Source organism: Burkholderia sp. BDU5, from assembly GCF_001522845.1.
Lineage (GTDB): Bacteria > Pseudomonadota > Gammaproteobacteria > Burkholderiales > Burkholderiaceae > Burkholderia > Burkholderia mayonis.
Genome location: NZ_LOWC01000033.1, coordinates 99,649 through 120,860, shown reverse-complemented (window position 1 = coordinate 120,860; position 21,212 = coordinate 99,649). Strand labels below are relative to the sequence as shown.

Below are 21,212 nucleotides of genomic sequence, written 5' to 3'. Positions count from 1 at the left end.
CCGCATACCGAAACGAGTCGGCAGCGCGATAGGCCGGGCGGAACTGGCCGCCGCGACGATCGAGATTGAACGCCTACTCCTCCGAACAGGCCCCCGCGCATGGCGCGATGTGCCCTTGGCGCAGCAGCTCGCTGGCTCGAGCGGCCCCCACCGCCTCGCTGAAACGGAAGCCTTGCGCGTTCGTCGCCCGATTCGTTGCAGCCAGCAATGCGCGCTGCTGCTCGGTTTCCACACCCTGGGCGATGACCCCGATCCCGATATCGCGCGCCAAGGTGACGATGGCGCGGATCGTCGCCGCACTTTCGGGATCGATGGTGGACCGCCGGACCAGGGATTGCGCGATCTTGAGATGGTTCACGCGATATGCGTTGACGTAGTCGAATGACGCGAACTCGCTGCCAAAATCGTCGATGGCGATCTTCGCGCCGAGTTCATGTAGCCGCGCGAGCACGTCGGACTGCGCCCACGCGAGCCTGGCGAGCGTCGTCTCGGTCACGTCGAACTCCAGATCGGAGGGCGCGAGACGCCACTTCGCGGCGGTTTCAGCGACATCGCGCACGAACGCACGAGCGCTCTTGAGCTCGAACAGGGACAGATTGATCGCGATCATCAGCGGGGCCACCCCCTCGTCGCGCCATGCGCTCATTTGGCGGCACGCCTGGTCCAGCACCCAGTGTCCGAGCGCCGCCATGGTGCCGTTCCGCTCGGCGATCGGAATGAAAACACCGGGGGAAACGAGGCCCCGCGCCGGATGATGCCAGCGAACCAAGCCTTCCATTCCCAAAATATTTCCGGAGGACAACTCGATCTCGGGCTGGTACTGAAGCTCCAACTCGCCGCGATCAAGCGCTCCCCTCAAGTCTTCGGCGAGTGCGACACGTTCGAGCACCGCCCGATCGAGCCCGTCGGAATGAAAGCGATGCCGGCCGCCGCCCATGTGCCGCGCGCGGAGGAGCGCTAATTCGGCCTGCGCCAGCATGGCCTCCGCCCCCTCGTCGCCCTGGACGTATGGACGAACGCCAATGCTCGCCGTGATACGCACATCGTTGCCGTCGAGCCGGTAGGGAGATGCCAGCGCCGTCTGAAGTTTCGCCGCCAGCACCCCGGCGTTCGCCGGCTCGTCCATCTCGCCTTGCAGCACGGCAAACGTGTCGCCGCCCAGCCGGGCAACCAGGTCGCTCGCGCGCATGCAGTTCCCGAGACGCTCTGCCGCCTCTCGGAGCAGCAGGTCGCCGATCGGGTAGCCCAGTCTGTCGTTGACCTGCTGGAAGCGGTCGAGATCGACGAGGAAGATCGCAAACGCCGTGCCGCCATGCTGGGCTGCGGCAAAAGCCTGCCACAGCCGCGCGACGAAGCTGGCCCGATTCGCCAAACCCGTGAGCGCGTCGGTGCGAGCGAGCTGCGCGATCTTTTCCTCCGCTGCCTTGCGCTCGGTGATGTCGATGATGATCCCTTCGACCTCGATCAGCCGTCCACTCTCGTCGCGGACCGGCACGTAGCGATTCTCGACACAACGGCAAGCGCCGTCGCCGGTGCGCAGGCGGATCTCGATCGAAACGCCATCGACGTCCTTTTCCATGATGCGCGCGAGCGCCGCGTCGATCTTGGCCTGATCGTCCGGATCGACGAGCTCGTGGGCCCACGCCGGCGAGGCCAGCAACGCAGCGCGGTCGTGGCCGAATCGGGTGATGTCATGCGATATGTAGACGAGCGGAAACGAAGGCTCGCCACGCAGACGGTAAAGGATGACCGGACTGTTCCGGACGAAGATGTCGGCTTCGGCAAGCGCTTTGGCTCTTTCCTCGACAGCCTCTTCCAGGCCGCTCGTCTTGAAGGCCGCTTCCTGGGTCGTCTGCCACTTCGTGGTCAGCACGCACGCCGCCTGGCGGATCTCGATGTTGTCCAACGGCTTCTTGAGGATGAGCACGCGGTGGTCTGCGCCGAGGCGCCTCGTCAACGTCCCTCGCGGGTAATCGGACTGCGAGCTGCACAGCGCGAATTGCAACTGCGGGTCCACTTGCCAGAGTCGTTCGATGGTCCGAAGGCTGTCCCGGCCGGGCCGCATATGCATGTCGATAAAGGCCATCGCATAGGGTTTGTTTTTCGCCAGCGCGCGCACGACCCGTTCGAGCGCTTCCTGGCCCTGATACGCGGAATCGACCTGAAACGCTTCGCGAGCGGCTGGAGCCTCGCCGGAAAAGGGCGGCTGGGTGGTGGCCCGCACGGTTGCTTTGCCCACGAGAATCTTGCGGAAATCCTGGTGAGTCGCATCATCGCCGTCGATCACCAGCACGCGGCGATTGACCGTCGCGATCTGTTCGTTCGCGCGATGCCTTTCAGCGGCCCCGTGGTGGTTCCTGGACAAATGCCACGCGCCGGCCGAGGCAGTCGCCGCGCGTCTGGCGGGCCGTGTCCCCCTCGGCGGCCAGTGCGGTTCGGCGGAAGGCCCGGATCCGCCCTGTTCGTGATGAAGCCTCGATTGAAAGCGCATGCCAGGTTCTCCCCGCAAGCCTGATCCCGCTATCGGTTGGCGCTGCTACGAACCGACCCTTGGGCGCGTCGCCGGAAAAAAACGGGCGCCGAACACATGAAGGGGGCGCATCGATCTCGCCCATCGTGATCGCAGCCGTACCGAACCAACCGGCTGCACGAGGTCGCTCGCAGACTTCGCGGCGACGGATCAGGCCGCAGACATTCGATTGCTCTGTACGGGTTGGACGTTTTCAGGTTGCTCCGCGCTGGCGGCGACTTGGGGTTCAAGGTGTCGACGTCGGCTTGCCGGGTCGCCTCATGCGTCGAGTTGCGCATGCGTCGTGGTCAGGTTGCGACCATAGATCGGGCCAATCTCGTCAGACGATAAAAGTATAGTCGCGCATATCCCTCTGACAAACTTCGGTCGTCGAGAACGGTTCTCGCGCCCGGCGGCGAATTGAGGATCCGACGTGGTGTAGTCAGGTTGTGGGGCGATCGCGTGGACGATCGGCGCTTGACGGTCCGCAGCCGGGGCACGATCGACGCTCGAATGTCCACGATCCGGCCCCGGGTTCCGGGTTCCGGGTTCCGGGTTCCGGGTTCTGGGTTCTGGGTTCTGGGTTCTGGGTTCCGGACTTCGGCCGACATCCGCACGACGCGATCACTCCGCGGCCGCCCCGTTTCAGCCACTCGGATTCGCGCAGTCATCCTGACTGTTTGCGCGGTGACATGGGCCACGCAGTTGACCGTGCCGTCATCCGACGGAGCGTTCCAGGGGAAGCTATGAGGTTCCGGCCATGCAGGGACAAGCCCGCGACGGCCGCACGCTTGCGCGCGAAGCGTACTTCCTTGAATGCGCGCGCGATATCGTGGCGGTTGCGCGCATGCCCTTGATGGTCACGGGCGGCATTCGCCGCCGCGCGGTGGCCGAGGCGGTGATCGACAGCGGCATCGCGATGGTTGGCATCGCAATGGCGCTATCGATCGATCCGAACCTGCCGCGCGACTGGCAGGACGGCAAGGACAACGCGCCGACGCTGCGTCCGATTGCCTGGAAGAACAAGGCGCTGGGCTCGCTGGCCAATATGGCGGTCCTCAAGTTTCAGCTCAAGCGGCTCAGCGAGGGACGTGCGGTCGATCCGGACGTCTCGCCGCTCAAGGCCCTGGTGTTTCAGCAACTCGCCGCCGCATGCCAGACACGGCGTTACCGCCGATGGGTGGTCCGCAGAACGCCCCGTTAACGTCATGGGCGTCGTGCCGTTTTCGGTGGTCAAGCGGCTGCGGCGTCAGCAGAACGATGGTATTTGAATCCGCTCCGCGACTACCCAGGCGACGCCGGACCCAAACAGCATGCGTCGCTATCTCGGCGCCAGGCGGCAGATTGCGAGAGCGCTGCGGGCTGACGTCGGTCGGGCGCAATTCCGCGTCTCGCCTTGATTGTCGGGAAGACGCATGCCCGCGAGATCGCGAAGAGAAAGCCCTCGAGCGGCAATGCGTGCGCGCGCTCCCGCTCGAACGAGCGACACGTCCGCGCGGACGCGACCGCGGGGCCGTCCATGACCGCCCCGCGCACGACGATTCCGTTCCGAATCAGCCCGCCGTCCCATTCGCCAACACAGCCCGCTCGGCCCCGCAGGTCTCGCTGACGATCTTCCCGTTATCGAGCTTGAGCACCCGATCCGCGATCGGGAAGTACCGGTCGTCGTGGCTGATCACGATCGCCGTCTTGCCGCGCGCGCGCAGCTCCGGCAGCAGTTGCTCGTAGAACACCGCCTTGAACGCCGGGTCCTGATCCGCCGCCCACTCGTCGAACAGATACAGCGGCCGATCCTCGAGATACGCGACGACGAGCGCAAGCCGCTTGCGCTGCCCCGTCGACAGCGCGCGCGTCGAGAACGCGCCGTCGACGACCTGCACCTTGTGATCGAGCGAGAGCTTCGCGACGAGCGCGTTCGCGCGCGCGTCGGCCTGCGCGCGCGCCGCGTCGCTCGGATCGACGATGCCGAGCAGCGCGTCGAACAGGTGGAAGTCGTTGAACACCGCCGAAAAGCGCTCGCGGTACGCGGCGCGCTCGGCGAGGCCGATCGGCTTGCCGTCGAGCTCGATCGCGCCGCTCTCGGGCTCGTAGAGGCCCGTCAGCACCTTCGCGAGCGTCGTCTTGCCGCTGCCGTTGCCGCCGACGATGAACACGAGCTCGCCCGGCTTCAGCGTCAGGTCGATCGGGCCGACGCGAAACATCCGCTCGTCGCGCTCGTGGAAGTACGAATGCGTGACGCCGCGCAGCGCGAGCGTGTCGAACGGCACGTGCGATGCGCGCTCGTCGGGCGGCGGCGCCGTGCGCAGCGCGCCGAACTGCGCCATCAGCTTCTCGATCCGCTCGAGCGACACGCGCGCCGCGTTCAGCGTCGGCACGTTGTTCAGGAGGCCGTCGAGCGGCAGCAGCATGAACAGGAACACGACCACGTAGCCGGATGCGGCGGGGCCGTCGCCGCGCACGCCGAGCGCGGGCCAGAACGCCGCGACGCCGAGGAACACGTAGAACAGGAACACGATCCAGCCGACGCCGATCGCGTACGCGCTGAACGCGCGGCGGCGATGGTCGCGCACTTCGGCGATCGCGGCGCCCAACTGGCCGTCGACGAACTGGCGCGAGCGCGCCTGATGCAGCTTCAGCTCCTTCGCGCCCGAAAAAAGCGCGCCGAGGTAGCCGAACAGCTTGTCCTGCGAGCGACCGGCGTCCTCGAGCCAGGCGATCGCGCGCTTGTCGCCCGCGTGGTAGCCGAGCGAGCCGACGAGGATCGCCGCGACCGCGAGCAGGCACACGGGCCATGACAGCCACGCGAGATAGCCCAGGCAGCCGAACACGATCGAGCCGTGCATCACGAGGTTCGGCAGCGCGAAGAACAGCATCGACACGTTGGTCGCGTCGTCGGTCAGCACCGACTGGACGGGCGCCGCGCCGATCCGTTCGACGTCCTGCAGCTCGGCCGCCGCGACGCGCCGCGCGACGTGCTCGCGCAGTTGCGCCATCGTGTCCTGCGACAGGCGGGCGAACAGCACGCCGGTGACGATCCGGGTCACGAGCGCGATCACCGCGCACAGCCCGAAGCGCCACGCGAGCGTGGCGTCGGCCGCCCCAGGCTGCGACAGCGCCCGGCTCAACGTCGCGACGAGCAGCACGCTCGACGCCCCGTTCAGCACGCATGCGGCGAGCGCGATCGCGAACGCGCCGCGTGAGCGCTTCAGGAGCGCGAGGATCAGGCGCCGCGCGTACTTCGCGGTGGGTCCGGAATCGGTCGGGGGCGGGGCGTCGAGGCGCCCGGTGGCAGCGGTCATCGGCAGGTTACGAGTCGAATGAAGATCGGGACGGCGCTTCGACGCGGCGAAGCGGACGGCGAGGCGCGTGCGCGCCCTCTGCCTGCTAGACGAACGGGCGGGCGGAATCTTTACCCGCGGCGTTCGCTTTGGCAGGCGTCGATGGCGTCCGGGCGCGCCTGCCCAGCCGTCACGGCGCGCGCCGGCCACACGCCCGCCGCCGCGCCGGGTAAACAGCGCGGTAAAAAATTTCACGCGTGATTCGTCTCACTGTTGAAGCGGCCCTTTCCTTTCGCGGCCGGCGACATGAACGAATCGGCCCAAGCGGCCGGATCCAACGGACTTCACGCCCTATGACGAGCTTTCCGATTGCGCTGCATCAACGAATCCACGCGCTCGCGCGGCGTGATCCCGACGCGCCCGCGCTTGCGTCGTTCACGCCCGACACCGTGCGCCTGTCGCGCGGCGAACTCGACGACCGCGCGGCGCGCCTCGCCGCGCAACTGCGCGCAGTGGGCGTGACGGCGGAAGTGCGGGTCGGCGTGTGCGTCGCACGCTCGTGCGACCTGTTCGTCGCGCTCCTCGCGGTGATGAAGGCGGGCGGCGTGTTCGTCGCGCTCGATCCGCGCCATCCGGCCGCGCGGCTCGACTGGGTCGCGCAGGACGCGGGGCTCGCGCACGGGATCGTCGACGCGTCGGCCGACGCCGCGATGCGCGCGCGCTTCGCGCAGTGCCTCGACGTCGCGAGCGTCGCGCAGCCGGACCCGGCCGCGCCGCGCGTGCACGGCGACGAGGCGGGCGACGCGGTGCATCCGCGCGCGGCCGCCTACATGATCTATACGTCCGGCTCGACGGGCACGCCGAAGGCGGTCGTCGTCGAGCACGGTCCGCTCGCCGCGCACGGCGACGCGCTCGCGGAATCGCTGCCGATCGGGCCCGACGATCGCGTGCTGCATTTCGCGTCGGTGAATTTCGACGTCGCGATCGAGGCGTGGCTCGTGCCGCTCGCGGTCGGCGGCAGCGTCGTCGTCAGCGATCCGCCGCCGTTCCCGCCCGACGCCGCGCACGCGCTGATCGCGCGCGAGCGCGTGACGAACACGACGCTGCCGCCCGCGTACCTGCGCGAGTTCGCGGCGGTGTGCGCGCGCGAAGGCGTGCCGCCGTCGCTGCGCGTGCTGCTGTTCGGCGGCGAGGCGATGTCGCAGGACGCGTTCGACGAGATCCGCCGCGTGTTTCCTTCGATCCGCCTCGTCAACGGCTACGGGCCGACCGAGACCGTGATCTCGCCGATGCTCTGGCCGGTCGATCCGGGCACGACGCCCGCGCTCGACGACGGCAACGGCTACGCGTCGCTGCCGATCGGCTGGCCGATCGGCTGGCGCGCCGCGCGCGTCGAGCGGGCGGACGGATCGATCGCGCACGGTGACGCAGGCGAACTGCTGCTCGGCGGCGCGTGTCTCGCGCGCGGCTATCACGGCCGCCCGGCGCTGACCGCCGAGCGCTTCGCGCCGGACCCGACGGGCGAGCCCGGCGCGCGGATCTACCGGACGGGGGACCTCGCGCGCGAGCGCGCCGACGGCTCGTTCGACTATCTGGGCCGGATCGACGATCAGGTCCAGGTGCGCGGCGTGCGCGTCGAGCCGGGCGAGATCGCCGCGTGCCTGCTCACGCATCCCGGCGTGCGCGACGCGGGCGTGCTCGCCGAGACGGCGGGCGGGCGCACGCAGTTGATCGCGTGCGTCGCGCTCGCCGCGCTGCGAACCGAGACGCTCGCCGGCCATCCTGCGTTCGAACGACAGCCGGATGACGATGCGCTGCGCGCCCACGTCGCCGCGCATCTGCCGGCCGCATGGCTGCCGCATCGGTTCGTGCGTTTCGACAAGCTGCCTTACACGCTGAACGGCAAGCTCGACCGCGCCGCGCTGCGCAACGCGGTCGCGGCGCAGCCCGTCGAGGCCGCCGCCGATTTCGACGCGCCGCGCACCGACACGGAGCGCCGCGTCGCCGCGCTGTGGCAGCGCCTGCTGAACGATCGGGCGCCGATCGGCCGCGTCGACCGCTTCTTCGTGCGCGGCGGCGATTCGCTCGCGGCCATGCAGTTGCAGGCCGCGATCCGGCTCGAATGGCGCGTCGATCTGCGGCTCGATGCGATTTTCGACGACGCGCCGCTTGCCGAGCTCGCCGCGCGGATCGACGGCGCGCAGCCGGAAGCGGATCGGCCGGTCGTGGCCGCCGCGCCGACGGCGCGCGCCGATGCGGACAACGCGGCCGGCGCCGTCGAGCGTCCCGCGTCGTTCGCGCAGCAGCGCTTCTGGGTGCTCGCGCGCACGCAGGATGCGGGCGCTGCCTATCACGTGTCGTTCCATTGGGACGTCGACGGCGGGCTCGACCTCGACACGCTGCAGCGCGCGCTCGATGCGCTGATCGCGCGTCACGAGGCGTGGCGCACGACGCTCGTCGAGAACGACGACGGAATCGTCGTGCAGCGGATCCATGCGACACTGCCGGTGCGGATCGCGGCCGTCGATCTGCGCGGCGAGTTCGATTCGTCGCGCGCCGCGCGCCTGGCCGAATTGACCGAGCGCCACGCGGGCGCGCCGTTCGATCTGTCCGACGGCCCGCTCGTGCGCGCGCTGCTCGTGACGCTCGCCGACGGCGCGCAGCGCTTCCTGTTGACGACGCACCACGCGGTCAGCGACGGCTGGAGCTCGCGCTGCGCGTTCGACGAGCTGACGACCGCGTACGCGGCGTTCGCCGAAGGCCGCGAGCCCGTGCTGCCGGCGCTGCCGATCCAGTACGCCGATTACGCGCAATGGCAGCGCGACGCGCTCGATGCGAGCGAAACCGCGCGCCAGCTCGCCTACTGGCGCGCCGCGCTCGCCGACGCGCCCGCGCCGCTCGCGCTGCCGCTCGACCGGCCGCGCGCGACCGAGCGCGACTATCGCGGCGGCCGGCTCGCGCGGCGTCTTTCGTCCGCCGTGTCTCGGGCGGTGCGCGATGCCGCGCGCCGGCTGCACGCGTCGCCGTTCACCGTGCTGCTCGCCGCGTTCGACGCGTGGCTGTTTCGCCTGACGGGCGAGCGCGACCTCGCCGTCGCCGCGCCGATCGCGCAGCGCGCGCGTCCGGAGACCGCGCCGCTCGTCGGCCTGTTCCTCAACACGCTCGCGCTGCGCGCGCACGTGTCGCCCGCGCAGTCGTTCGAATCGCTCGTCGCCTCGGTGCGCGACGCCGCGTTCGGCGCGTTCGCGCATCAGGACGTGCCGTTCGACAAGGTGGTCGACGCGGTGAAGCCGCCCGTGCGCCGCGGCGACGAGTGGCTGCGCGTCAAGTTCGCCCAGCAGTTCGATCTCGAATTGTCCGCGTCGCTGCCGGGCGCGTCGGTGCGGATGGCGCCGGGGCTCGATCCGGCCGCGCGCTTCGATTTCGCGCTCGATTTCACCGACGACCCGCGCGGCATCGAATTCGTCGCCGCATATGTGCTCGACGGGCTCGACGAAGCGACCGCGCAAGCGTGGCTCGACAGCTTCGCGGCGCTCGTCGAAGACGCGGTGCGCCATCCGCATCGCGCGATCGCCGAGCTGGCGGTCGCGGAGGGCGGCGCGCCGCGCGCGCTGCTCGCCGGCCGGCCGCTCGCGACCGAGTCTGACGTCCTCGCGCTGTTCGCGCGCGAAGCGGCCGAGCATCCGCACCGGATCGCGCTCGCGGACGCGGACGCGCAGCTCACGTTCGCCGAGCTCGACGACGCGTCGAACCGCGTCGCGCTCGCGCTGCGCCGTGGCGGCGTGCGCGCGGAGACGCCCGTCGCGATCTGCATCGAGCGCTCGGTGCGCTTCGCGCTCGCGTTCGTCGGCGTGCTGAAGTCGGGCGCGGTCGCGGTGCCGCTCGATCCGGCGTCGCCGCGCGAGCGGATCGCGACCGCGCTCGCCGCGTGCGGCGCGCGCCGGATGCTCGTGGCGGGCGATCTCGGCGCGCTCGGCGATTTCGACGGCGTCGCCGTGCAGGACGTCGATGCGTGCGCGCACGACGCGTCGCTCGCGAACGCCGCTGCGCCGCGCGTGCCGCCGTTGCCCGAACAGGCCGCGTATCTGATCTTCACGTCCGGCTCGACGGGGGCGCCGAAGGGCGTCGTCGTCTCGCATCGGGCGCTCGCCGACTACGTCTCCGGGATGCTCGGCGAGCTCGCGTTCGCGCCGGACGCATCGATGGCGATGGTGTCGACGGTCGCGGCCGACCTCGGGCATACGACGCTGTTCGGCGCGCTGTGCTCGGGCCGCACGCTGCATCTGTTGCCCGCGCACGCGGCCTTCGATCCGGACGGCTTCGCGCACGAGATGGCGACGCGCGACGTCGGCGTGCTGAAGATCGTGCCGAGCCACCTGCACGCGCTGCTCGACGCGCAGCGCGCGGCCGACGTGCTGCCCGCGCACGCGCTGGTGACGGGCGGCGAGGCGCTGCCGTGGGCGCTCGTCGAGCGGATCGCCGCGCTCAAGCCCGGCTGCCGCGTGATCAATCACTACGGGCCGACCGAAGCGACCGTCGGCGCGCTCGTCTGCGACACGTCCGCGCCCGCTCAGGCAAACCTGCGCGCGGCGGCGGCCGGCGCAGGCGGCGTGCCGCTCGGCCGGCCGCTGCCGAACGCGCACGCGTGCGTGCTCGACGCGCAAGGCGCGAGCGTGCCCGTCGGCGCGATCGGCGAGCTGTATCTCGGCGGCCCCGGCGTCGCGCGCGGCTATCTGGGCCGCGCGGGCGCGACCGCCGAGCGCTTCGTCCCGCATCCGCACGAAGCGGGCGCGCGCGTCTACCGGACGGGCGACCGCGTGCGGCTGCGCGCGGACGGCCGGTTGGACTTCCTCGGGCGTCTCGACGATCAGGTGAAGATCCGCGGCTATCGTGTCGAGCCGGGCGAGGTGAGCGCCGCGCTGCGCGCGCTGTCCGGCGTCGCGCAAGCCGAGACGCTCGCGGTCGAGCAGGACGCCCGGCTGCGCCTCGTCGCGTTCGCGACGCCCGAAGCCGGCGCGCGTCTTTCGGGCGATGCGCTGCGCGACGCGCTCGCCGCGCGCCTGCCCGATTACATGGTGCCCGCCGCGCTCGTCGTGCTCGACGGGCTGCCCGTGACCGCGAACGGCAAGCTCGACCGCGCGGCGCTGCGCGCGCTCGCGGCGACGCCCGCAAACGCGCCGGCCGCCGGCGAGGACGCGCCGCAAGGCCCGATCGAAGAGACGCTCGCGACCGTCTGGCGCGACGTGCTGAAAGCGCCGCGCGCCGGCCGCCACGACAACTTCTTCGAGCTCGGCGGCGATTCGATCCTCGTGCTGCAGGTGATCGCGCGCTCGCGCAAGCGCGGCGTCAAGTTCACGCCGAAGCAATTGTTCGATGGCCCGACGATCGCCGAACTCGCGCGCGTCGCGGTTGCGATCGAAGCCGTCGCGCCGAAGGACGGCGCGGCGGCCAACGCGAGCGCCGCCGCCGCGCAGCCGTCGTCCGCCGCGCGATCGGACGAAACGTGGCTCACGCCCGCGCAGCTTCGGTTCTTCGACCTCGACATCCCGCGCCGCGGCCACTGGAACCAGTCGATCGAGCTCGACGTCGCCGGCGTGTTCGACTTCGACGCGTTCGCGCGCGCGTTCGACGCGTGGCTGACGCATCATCCGGTGTTCCGCCAGCGCTTCGCGCCGACGGGCGCGAACGGCGCGTGGCGGCTCGCCGACGCGCCGCGCGCATTCGACGCGCTGCCGCTCGCGGCCGCCGCCGCGCGCGACGCAGCGGACGCGCTCGCACAGTTCGACGCGCTGCAAAGCACGCTCGACGTGACGCGCGGCCCGCTCGCGTGCGCGTTCGCGGCGGCGCTGCCGAATGGGACAGCGGCGGGCGCGACGAAGCTGTATCTGGCGATCCATCACGTGATCGTCGACGGCGTGTCGTGGCGCGTGCTGCTCGACGATCTCGATTCCGCGTACCGCGCCGCGTGCGAGCGCCGCGCGGTGCGGCTCGGGCCGACGGGCGCGAGCGCGCCCGAATGGGCGGCCCGGCTCGCACGCGCGGCCCGCGATCCGGCCGGGCCGTTCGCCGCCGAGCTGCCGTACTGGGCGACGCTCGCCGCGCCGCACGACGACCTGCGGCTCGACCATCCGGACGCCCCGGCGACCAACGCCGACGCCGACGTCGTGATCCAGACGCTCGATGCGGCGCTCACGCGCGACGTGCTGACCGACGCGAACGCCGCGTACCGGACCCACGCGGTCGAACTGCTGATCGCGGCGCTCGTCGCCGCGCTCGGCCGTCATGCGGGCGCGGCGTCGTGCCGGATCGAGCTCGAAGGGCACGGCCGCGAGGCGCTGTTCGACGACATCGACGCGAGCCGCACGCTCGGCTGGCTGACGAGCCACTATCCGGTCGCGTTCGCGGTCGAGGCGACGCCCGCCGCGACGCTCGCCGGCGTGAAGGACGCGCTGCGCGCGGTGCCGAACAAGGGGCTCGGCTTCGGCGTGCTGCGCCATTACGGCGACGACGCGACGCGCGCCGCGCTCGCCGCGGTCACGCGTCCGCGCGTGACCTTCAACTACCTCGGCCAGTTCGACGCGCCGCGCGACGCCGCGCTCGTGCCGCGCTTCGGCGGCGCGGGCCGCGAGCGCGACCCGGCGGGTCCGATCGGCAACGCGCTCGCGATCCACGCGTACGTCGACGCGAACGACGGCCGCGCGCTGAAAGTGCACTGGGTGTACGGCGCGACGCAGTTCGACCGCGCGACGATCGACGCGCTCGCCGCGCAATTCGACGCCGCGCTGCGCGCGCTCGCGGCGGCATGCGCGACGCGCATCGCCGAGCGCGGCGCGGGCGCCACGCCGGGCGACTATCCGCTCGCGCGCGCAGCCGGACTCACGCAGGCGGCGCTCGATCGGTTGCCGTTCGATGCGCGCGCGATCGACGACATCTATCCGCTGTCGCCGATGCAGCAGGGCATCCTGTTCCATTCGCTGTTCGCGCCGGAGCGGGCGACGTACGTGAACCAGCTCGTCGCGACGCTCGTCGATCCGGACGTCGAGCGGCTGCGCGCCGCGTTCGATGCAGCCGTCCCGCGCCACGACATCCTGCGCACCGGCTTCGCCGCGCACGAAGCGGCGCCGATGCAGGTCGTCCATCGTCATGCGCGGATGCCGGTCGAGACCATCGACTGGCGCGGCGCGCATCCGGACGCTGCGCACCTCGAAGCGGCGCTCGATGCGTGGCTCGCCGACGACCGCGCGCGCGGCTTCGATCTCGCGACGCCGCCGCTGATGCGCGTGACGCTGATCCGGACGGGCGAGACCGCATGGCGTCTCGTCTGGACCCGCCATCACTTGCTGCTCGACGGCTGGAGCACTGCGCGCCTCTTCGCGGACGTGCTGCGCGACTACATCGAGCCGCCGCGCGCGAATCCGTTCGCCGCACCGGCGCGCACGCGCTATCGCGATTTCATCGCATGGCTCACGCGGCGCGACGCCGACGCCGACCGCGCGTTCTGGCTCGATCGGCTCGCGCGGCTCGACGAGCCGACGCACGTCGCCGAACGCGAGCGCGGCGCGAACGACGCGTCCGGCAACGGCGCAGCCGCGCACGAGACGGCCGGCCGCGCGAACTGGCGCGCCGCGCTGTCCGCCGCCGACACCGCGCGCATTGCCGACGTCGCGCGCCGGCTCAAGGTGACCGTCAACACGATCGTGCAGGGCGCATGGGCGCTCGCGCTGCAGCGCACGACGCACCATGCGGCTGTCGCGTTCGGCGCGACGGTCGCCGGGCGCCCGGACGCGCTGCCCGACGTCGACACGGTGCTCGGCCTCTTCATCAACACGCTGCCGGTGATCACCGCACCCGAGCCCCGCCTCGCCGCGCGCGACTGGCTCGCGAGCCTGCAACGCGACAACGCGGCGGCGCTCGAGCACGCGCACACGCCGCTCTACGAGATCCAGCAATGGGCGGGCGCGGGCGGCGCGCTCTTCGACACGCTCGTCGTGTTCGAAAACTATCCGGTTGACGAAGCGTGGCAGGGGCGCGATCCGCGCGCGCTGCAAAAGCGCGACCTGCGCAACATCGAGGCGACCGATTTCGCGGTGACGCTCGTGATCGAAGCGGGCGAGACGCTGTCGATCGACTACGGCTACGATCCCGCGCGGATCGGACAGGCGCGCGTCGAAGCGCTGCACCGCGCGTTCGCCGCGTGCATCGACGGTCTGAGCGCGAATCCGGATGCGCCGCTCGGCGCGATCTCGTGCGCCGGTACAGACGATCTCGCGTTGATCGCACGCTGCAACGCGACCGGTGCGAGCTGGCCCGACGCGCAGCGCGCGCCGCTTTTCGCGCAATTCGAGGCGGCCGCGCGCGCGCGGCCCGACGCGATCGCGCTCGAATTCGCCGACCCAAGCGGCAACGGCGCGATCGAGCGGATGCGCTACGCCGAGCTCGACGACAAGGCCGGCCGCGTCGCGGCGGCGCTCGCCGCGTCCGGCGTGCGGCCCGACTCGGTCGTCGCGCTGTGCGTCGAGCGCTCGTTCGACATGGTCGTCGCGCTCGTCGGCGCGATGAAGGCGGGCGCTGCGTATCTGCCCGTCGATCCGGACTATCCGGCCGAGCGGATCGCGTATCTGCTCGGCGACGCGAAGCCGCCCGTCGTGATCACGCAAGCGCATCTGCGTGCGCACGTCGACGCGGCGCTCGCGGGCGCCGACGCGGTCGTCGTCACTGTCGACGAGTTGATCGAGCGCGCGCCGGCGGCGCTCCCCGCCGCGACGGCCGACACCGCTGCCGCCGCTGCCGTGGCACCCGACCAGCTCGCGTACCTGATCTACACGTCGGGCTCGACCGGCAAGCCGAAGGGCGCGGGCAACACGCACGGCGCGCTCGCGAACCGGATCGCGTGGATGCAGCACGCGTATCGCCTGACGCCCGACGATGTCGTGCTGCACAAGACGCCGTTCGGCTTCGACGTGTCCGTGTGGGAGTTCGTGTGGCCGCTTTCCGTCGGCGCGAAGCTCGCGATCGCGGCGCCCGGCGACCATCGCGATCCGGCGCGGCTCGTCGCCGCGATCGAAGCGCATCGCGTGACGACGCTGCATTTCGTGCCGTCGATGCTTGCCGCGTTCGTCGCGTATCTGGACGATTTCGGCGCCGCCGCGCGCTGCGCGAGCGTGAAAACGATCGTCGCGAGCGGCGAGGCGCTCGCGCCCGAGCTCGTTGCGCGCGTCGCCGCGCTGCTGCCGAACGCGACGCTCCACAACCTGTACGGGCCGACCGAAGCGGCGATCGACGTGTCGCACTGGACCTGCACGGCCGGCGACGCGGCCGGCGCCGCCGTGCCGATCGGCCATCCGATCGCGAACGTGCAACTGCACGTGCTCGACGCGGCGCTGCATCCGGTGCCGGCCGGCGCGACGGGCGAGCTGTACCTGGGCGGCGCGGGGCTCGCGCGCGGCTACGTCGGCCGCGCGGCGCTGACGGCCGAGCGCTTCGTGCCCGACCCGTTCGCGGCGGGCGCGCGGCTCTACCGGACGGGCGACCTCGCGCGACGGCGCGCGGACGGTGCGCTCGACTATCTCGGCCGGATCGACACGCAGGTGAAGCTGCGCGGCCAGCGGATCGAGCTGGGCGAGATCGAGGCGCTGCTGCGCGCGGCCGAAGGCGTCCATGACGCCGTCGTGATCGTGCGCGACGAGCGGCTCGTCGGCTACGTCGCCTGCGCGGCGGCCGCCGAGTTCGACGGCGCCGCGCAGATCGAACGGCTGCGCGCGCAACTGCCCGCATACATGGTGCCCGCGCAGCTCGTCGCGCTCGACGCGCTGCCCGTCACGCCGAACGGCAAGTGCGATCGCCGCGCACTGCCCGCGCCCGTGTTCGACGAGCGGGTCATCGACACGCCGCGCACCGACACCGAGCGCGCGCTCGCGGCGATCTGGCAGCGCGTGCTGAAGCTGCCGGAAATCGGCCGCGACGACGATTTCTTCATGCTCGGCGGCCATTCGCTGCTCGCCGCGCAAGCGAACGCGCAGGCGAACCTGCAGTGGGCGCTGACGCTGCCGCTGCGCACGATTTTCGACGAGCGCACGCTCGCGCGCTGCGCGGCGGCGATCGACCGCGCACACGACGCCGGCCGCGACCACGACGCCGCGAGCGCGATCGACGCGCTGCTCGGCGAGCTCGAAGCCCAGTAAGGAGCCCGCATGACCGCCACTCCCGATCTGCTGTCGCTCGCCGCGCGTTTCGCGCGGCTGCCCGACACGCAGCGCAAGCAGTTCCTCGCCAAGCTCGGCGACGCGGGGATCGATTTCCGGATGCTGCCGATCCCCCCGCGCGAGAACCGCGCGGCGAGCGTGCCGGCGTCGTTCGCGCAGACGCGTCTCTGGCTGCACGCGCGCTTGCTCGGCGAATCGGCCGCCTACCACATCACCGAGCGGCTGCGCCTCGACGGCGCGCTCGACGCAAACGCGCTGCGGCTGGCGTGCGACGCGCTGATTGCGCGCCACGAAGCGCTGCGCACGACGTTCGCCGAAGGCGCCGACGGCGTGCTGCAGACGGTGCACGCGCCGACGCGCTGCCCGTGGCGCTTCACGGATTTCGCCGGCGTGCCCGCCGAGGCGCGCGACGCGCGCGCGGCGGACGTCGCCGCACGCGACGAGGCCGAGCCGTTCGATCTCGCGCACGGCCCGCTGCTGCGCGCGCATCTGATCCGGCTCGACGCGTCGGTTCACTGGCTCGTGCTCACGACGCATCACATCGTGTCGGACGGCTGGTCGGCCGACGTGATGCTCGCGGAGCTGTCGTCGTTCTATCGGTCGTTCGCGACGGGCGACGCGGTGTCGCTCGCGCCGCTGCCGATCCAGTACGCCGACTACGCGCTCTGGCAGCGCCGCTGGCTCGACGCGGGCGAGTGCGAGCGTCAGCTCGCTTACTGGCGCGCGACGCTCGACGCGAGCCGCGACGTGCTGCTGCTGCCCGGCGCGGCGACGCGGCCCGCGCAGCGCAGCCCGGGCGGCGCGCGCCACACGTTCGACGTGCCGGCCGCGCTCGCGCGGCGCACGCGCGCGCTCGCGCAGACGCGCCGCGCGACGCCTTTCGCGGTGCTGCTCGCCGCGCTCGCGACGCTGCTCGCGCGCGCGTCGGGCGAGCCGGAGATCCGGATCGGCGTGCCGTCGGCGAATCGCGAGCGCGGCGAGACCGTCGGGCTGATCGGCTTTTTCGTGAACACGCTGACGCTCGCGGCGCAAACGGGCGCGACGCGCGCGTTCGAAACGCTCGTCGACGCGACACAGCACAGCCTCGTCGACGCGCAATCGCATCAGGACGTGCCGTTCGACCAGGTGATCGACGCGCTCGGCGTCACGCGCAGCGCGAGCCACCATCCGCTCTTTCAGGTGATGGCCGCGTATGGCGCGCACCGCGCGCTGCCGTCGTTCGCCGATGTGCGCGCGACCGAGCTGCCGTCGGGCATGCCGTACGCGAAATTCGACCTGGCGCTGAGCTTCGACGAGCGCGACGACGGCGGGCTCGACGCGCGCTTCGTCTATGCGACCGACATCTTCGACGCCGATGCGATCGAGCGGCTTGCCGCACGCTTTGTCGAGCTGCTCGCGCACGCGGTCGATGCGCCCGGCACGGCGATAGGCGACCTGCAATGGCTGCCCGATTCGGAGCGTCGCGAGCTCGCCGCGTGGAACGGCGAGACGCACGACTTCGCGGATCGCGAGCGCGGCGAGGCGTTCTCGGGGCGATCGCCTGTCGGCGAACTTTCCGGCGAGTCTTCGGGCAAATCTTCGGGCAAATCTTCCGGCAAGCCATTCGACGAGCCGTTCGTCTCGGTCCACGACCGGATCACCTGGCACGCGCGCCGCCGTCCCGATGCGCGCGGCGTCGCCGACGTCGAGCGGGCGCTCACACGCGGCGAGGTCGAGCAGCGCGCGACGCGGCTCGCGAAACGGCTCGTCGCGGCGGGCGTGCGCGCGGAAATGCGCGTCGGCGTCGCGCTGTCGCGGTCCGTCGACCTGCTCGTCGGCCTGATCGCCGCGCTCAAGTCGGGCGGCGCGTTCGTGCCGCTCGATCCGGGCCATCCGCGCGAGCGCCTCGCGCAGATGCTCGACGACGCGCAGATCGCACACGTGATCACCGAGCGAGGCAGCGTCGACGCGCTGCCGCTGACGGGCGCCGCGCACGCGTGGCTCGTCGACGACGAGATCCCCGACGCCGAGATCGACGGCGTCGCGCTGCCGGACGTATCGCCGCATCAGGCCGCGTACGTGATCTACACGTCGGGCTCGACCGGCAAGCCGAAGGGCGTCGTCGTCGATCACGGCGCGTTCGCGCGCCATTGCGACGCGATTGCCGCGCGCTACGGCGCGACCGAGCGCGACGTGTTCATGCTGTTCCAGTCGGTCAATTTCGACGGCGCGCACGAAGGCTGGTTCTCGCAATACCTGTCGGGCGCGGCGGTCGCGGTGACGGCCGACACGCTGTGGCCGCCCGCGCGGACCTGCGCGCTGATCGCGCGCGAAGGCGTGACGATGACCTACGTGCCGCCCGGCTGCGCGACGCAGCTCGCCGAATGGGCGCTCGAGCACGGCGCGCCGCCGACGCTGCGCTCGATCACGGTCGGCGGCGAGGCGACGTCGCGCGAAGCGTTCGCGCTGATGCGCCGCGCGTTTCCGAACGCACGCGTCGTCAACGGCTACGGGCCGACCGAGACCGTGATCACGCCGATGCTGTGGATGTTCGAGCTGGGCGACGATCCGGCGAGGCTCGCGGATGCCGCGTATCTGCCGATCGGCACGCTCGTCGGCGCGCGCACCGCGCACGTGCTCGACGCGCGCCTCAACCCGCTGCCCGTCGGCGTGATCGGCGAGCTGTACCTGGGCGGCGAGGGGATCGGCGTCGCGCGCGGCTATCTGGGCCGCGCGGCGCTCACGGCCGAGCGCTTCGTGCCTGATCCGTACGGCGCGCCGGGCGCGCGGCTCTATCGCACGGGCGATCTCGTGCGCCGCCGCGCGGACGGCGTGTTCGACTTCATCGGCCGCATCGACCATCAGGTGAAGCTGCGCGGGCTGCGGATCGAGCTGGGCGAGATCGAGGCGCAGCTCGCCGCGCACGACGACGTGCGCGAGGCGGTCGCGGTCGTGTTCGGCAAGGGCGGCGAGGCGCGGCTCGTCGCGTACGTCGAGCTGACGGGCGACGCGCGCGAGCGCGCACGGCGCGCCGACGCGGCCGGGCTCGACGCGCACCTGCGCCGCACGCTGCCCGACTACATGGTGCCCGCGCACATCGTCGTGCTCGACGCGCTGCCGCGCAACGCGAACAGCAAGGTCGACCGCGCGGCGCTCCCCGAGCCCGCGCACGTCGCGCGTGCGTACGAAGCGCCCGTGGACGACGTCGAAACGGTGCTCGCGGACATCTGGCGCGACGTGCTCGGCGTCGAGCGAGTCGGCCGCGCCGATCATTTCTTCGAGCTGGGCGGCCATTCGCTCGCCGCGGTGCGCGTCGCGACTCGCGTCGCCGAGCGGCTCGCGCGCGACGTGCCGGTGCGCGCGCTGTTCGAAGCGCCGATTCTCGCGCCTTACGCGCAGCGCGTCGCCGCCGCCGCGCGCGCGGAAGCGGCGCACGGCGCGGGCGACGCGCCTGCGACATCGTACGCACCGGACGCCGACGGCGTGCTGCCGCTGTCCGCCGCGCAGCGCGGCCTGTGGTTCCTGTGGCGCGCCCAGCCGGACAGCGCCGCGTACAACATTCCGGTCGCGCTGCGGCTTCGGGGCGCGCTCGACGTCGACGCGCTCGCCGCCGCGTTCGCGCACGCGGCGGCCCGTCATCCGGCGCTGCGCACGCGGATCATCGCGCGGGCGGACGGCGCGCCGGGCCAGCGGATCGCGCCGGCGCGGGACGCCGGATTGCCGATCGTCGATCTCGGCGCGAAGCCGGAGCTGGCCGACGAGCCCGCGCGGCTCGCCGCCGCCGCGGCCCTGGCCGACGCCGACGCGCTCTCGCCGTTCGATCTCGCCGCCGACGCGCCGCTGTGGCGCGTGCGCGTGATCCGGCTCGGCGCGACCGATCACGTGCTGTCGCTCGTCGTTCATCACATCGTGTCGGACGGCCAGTCGATCGATCTGTGGCTCGACGCGGTCCGCGAGGCCTACGTCGCGCGGCTGGCGGGCGGCCACGTGGCCGAGCCGTTAGAAGCAACCGAAGCACCCCAAGCGCCGGCGGCCGACGCGCTCGTGCTGCCGGCCGCCGCGCCGCACGCGCGCCTGTCGTTCTGGCGCGAAACGCTCGCGGGCGCGCCGTCGCACGCGCTGCCGCCGCCGCGCGCGGGCCGCGCCGTCGCGCCGCGCTGGGACGCGGGCCGTCTCGCGTTCGAGCTCGACGATGCGCTCGTGCGCCGAGCGCGCGCGATGGCGCTCGACGCGCACGCGACGCTGCCGATGCTGCTGCACGCGGCGCTCAACGCGGCGTTCTACCGCGCGACGGGCGCGACCGACCAGCCGGTCGGCGTGCTCGCGTCGACGCGCGAGCTGACGGGCAACGCCGCCGAGCGCTCGCTCGGGCTCTTCATCAACGCGGTGGTCGTGCGTACGCGGCTCGCGAGCGCCGATACGCCGGCGACGCTCGTCGCCGCCGTGCGCGACGCGGCGCTCGCCGCCTACGCGCACGCGGACGCGCCGTTTTCCGACGTCGTCGCCGCGCTGCGCGCGCCGCGCGTGGTCAACGGCAATCCGCTGTTCCAGGTGATGTTCAACTACCTGCGGCCGGCGGGCGCCGCCGCGCGGGACTGGGCGGGGCTCGCCGTCGACGAATTCAACGACGTCCGGCATCGCGTCGTGTTCGAACTGGAGCTCGATATCGTCGAGCATCCGGACGGCCGCGTGACGGGCGCGTTCTCGTATGCGACGGAACGCGTCGACGGCGCGTTCGTCGCCGCGCTCGCGGCCGACTATCTCGACGTCGTGCGCGGCTTCGTCGATGCGCCGGCGCGCGCGCTCGGCGCGTCCGCCGCGCGCTTTCCGCTCGATGCCCACGATGCCCACGATGCGCTCGCCACGATGTCGCCGCCGCCTTCGCGCACCGCAAACGCGCACGCAAACGCGGCCGGCCGCTGCGCGCACGCGCTCGCCGGCGTGTGGCGTGCGTGCTTCGATCGCGCCGCGCCCGCGTCGGACGACGACCTGTTCGAAGCAGGCGCGACGTCGTTCGACGTCGTGCGCTTCGTCGACGCGGCGCGGGCGGCCGGCTTCGCGCTCGCGCTCGCCGACGTGTTCGCCGCGCCGAGCTTCGCGGCGCTCGGCGCGCTCGTCGTGCGCCCGGCGCACGCGGCCGGCCAGCCGGCCACGGAGGCGCGCGATGCCGATTGAGCGCGGCCTTGCGCGTCGGCCCCACAAGGACCGGATCGGCCGCGTCGACGATGCACGCGATCCGCGTCA

At 72.0% G+C, this 21,212-nt stretch carries 4 protein-coding genes and 1 pseudogene; 3 read left to right on the top strand and 2 right to left on the bottom strand.

Annotated features, from left to right (window positions below):
- Positions 1 to 73: 73 nt before the first annotated feature.
- A complete protein-coding gene (locus WS69_RS07145) occupies positions 74 to 2,365 on the bottom strand; it encodes a putative bifunctional diguanylate cyclase/phosphodiesterase (protein WP_226382823.1) in 2,292 nt (763 codons plus the stop codon).
- 871 nt (positions 2,366 to 3,236) lie between these two features.
- Here WS69_RS07145 and WS69_RS07140 point away from each other — a divergent pair.
- A pseudogene (locus WS69_RS07140) lies at positions 3,237 to 3,713 on the top strand (2,4-dienoyl-CoA reductase); the annotation flags it as partial.
- Between the two features lie 349 nt (positions 3,714 to 4,062).
- Here WS69_RS07140 and WS69_RS07135 read toward each other — a convergent pair.
- On the bottom strand, positions 4,063 to 5,808 hold the full coding sequence (locus tag WS69_RS07135; RefSeq protein WP_059470094.1) for a cyclic peptide export ABC transporter: 1,746 nt from the start codon (positions 5,806 to 5,808) through the stop codon (positions 4,063 to 4,065).
- Between the two features lie 332 nt (positions 5,809 to 6,140).
- Between WS69_RS07135 and WS69_RS07130 the strand changes: the two genes are divergently transcribed.
- Together WS69_RS07130 and WS69_RS07125 are read left to right on the top strand one after the other, a co-directional pair.
- Entirely contained in the window at positions 6,141 to 15,968 is a 9,828-nt protein-coding gene (locus WS69_RS07130; protein ID WP_059470093.1) for a non-ribosomal peptide synthetase, read from the top strand.
- 9 nt (positions 15,969 to 15,977) lie between these two features.
- Positions 15,978 to 21,143: a non-ribosomal peptide synthetase gene (locus tag WS69_RS07125; RefSeq protein ID WP_059470092.1), complete on the top strand. Its 5,166-nt coding sequence runs from the start codon at positions 15,978 to 15,980 to the stop codon at positions 21,141 to 21,143.
- The last annotated feature ends 69 nt before the right edge of the window (positions 21,144 to 21,212 follow it).

Coding starts and splice junctions, on each gene's coding strand:
- WS69_RS07125 (WP_059470092.1), top strand. CDS start 15,978: ATGACCGCCACTCCCGATCTGCTGTCGCTCGCCGCGCGTTTCGCGCGG.
- WS69_RS07135 (WP_059470094.1), bottom strand. CDS start 5,808: ATGACCGCTGCCACCGGGCGCCTCGACGCCCCGCCCCCGACCGATTCC.
- WS69_RS07130 (WP_059470093.1), top strand. CDS start 6,141: ATGACGAGCTTTCCGATTGCGCTGCATCAACGAATCCACGCGCTCGCG.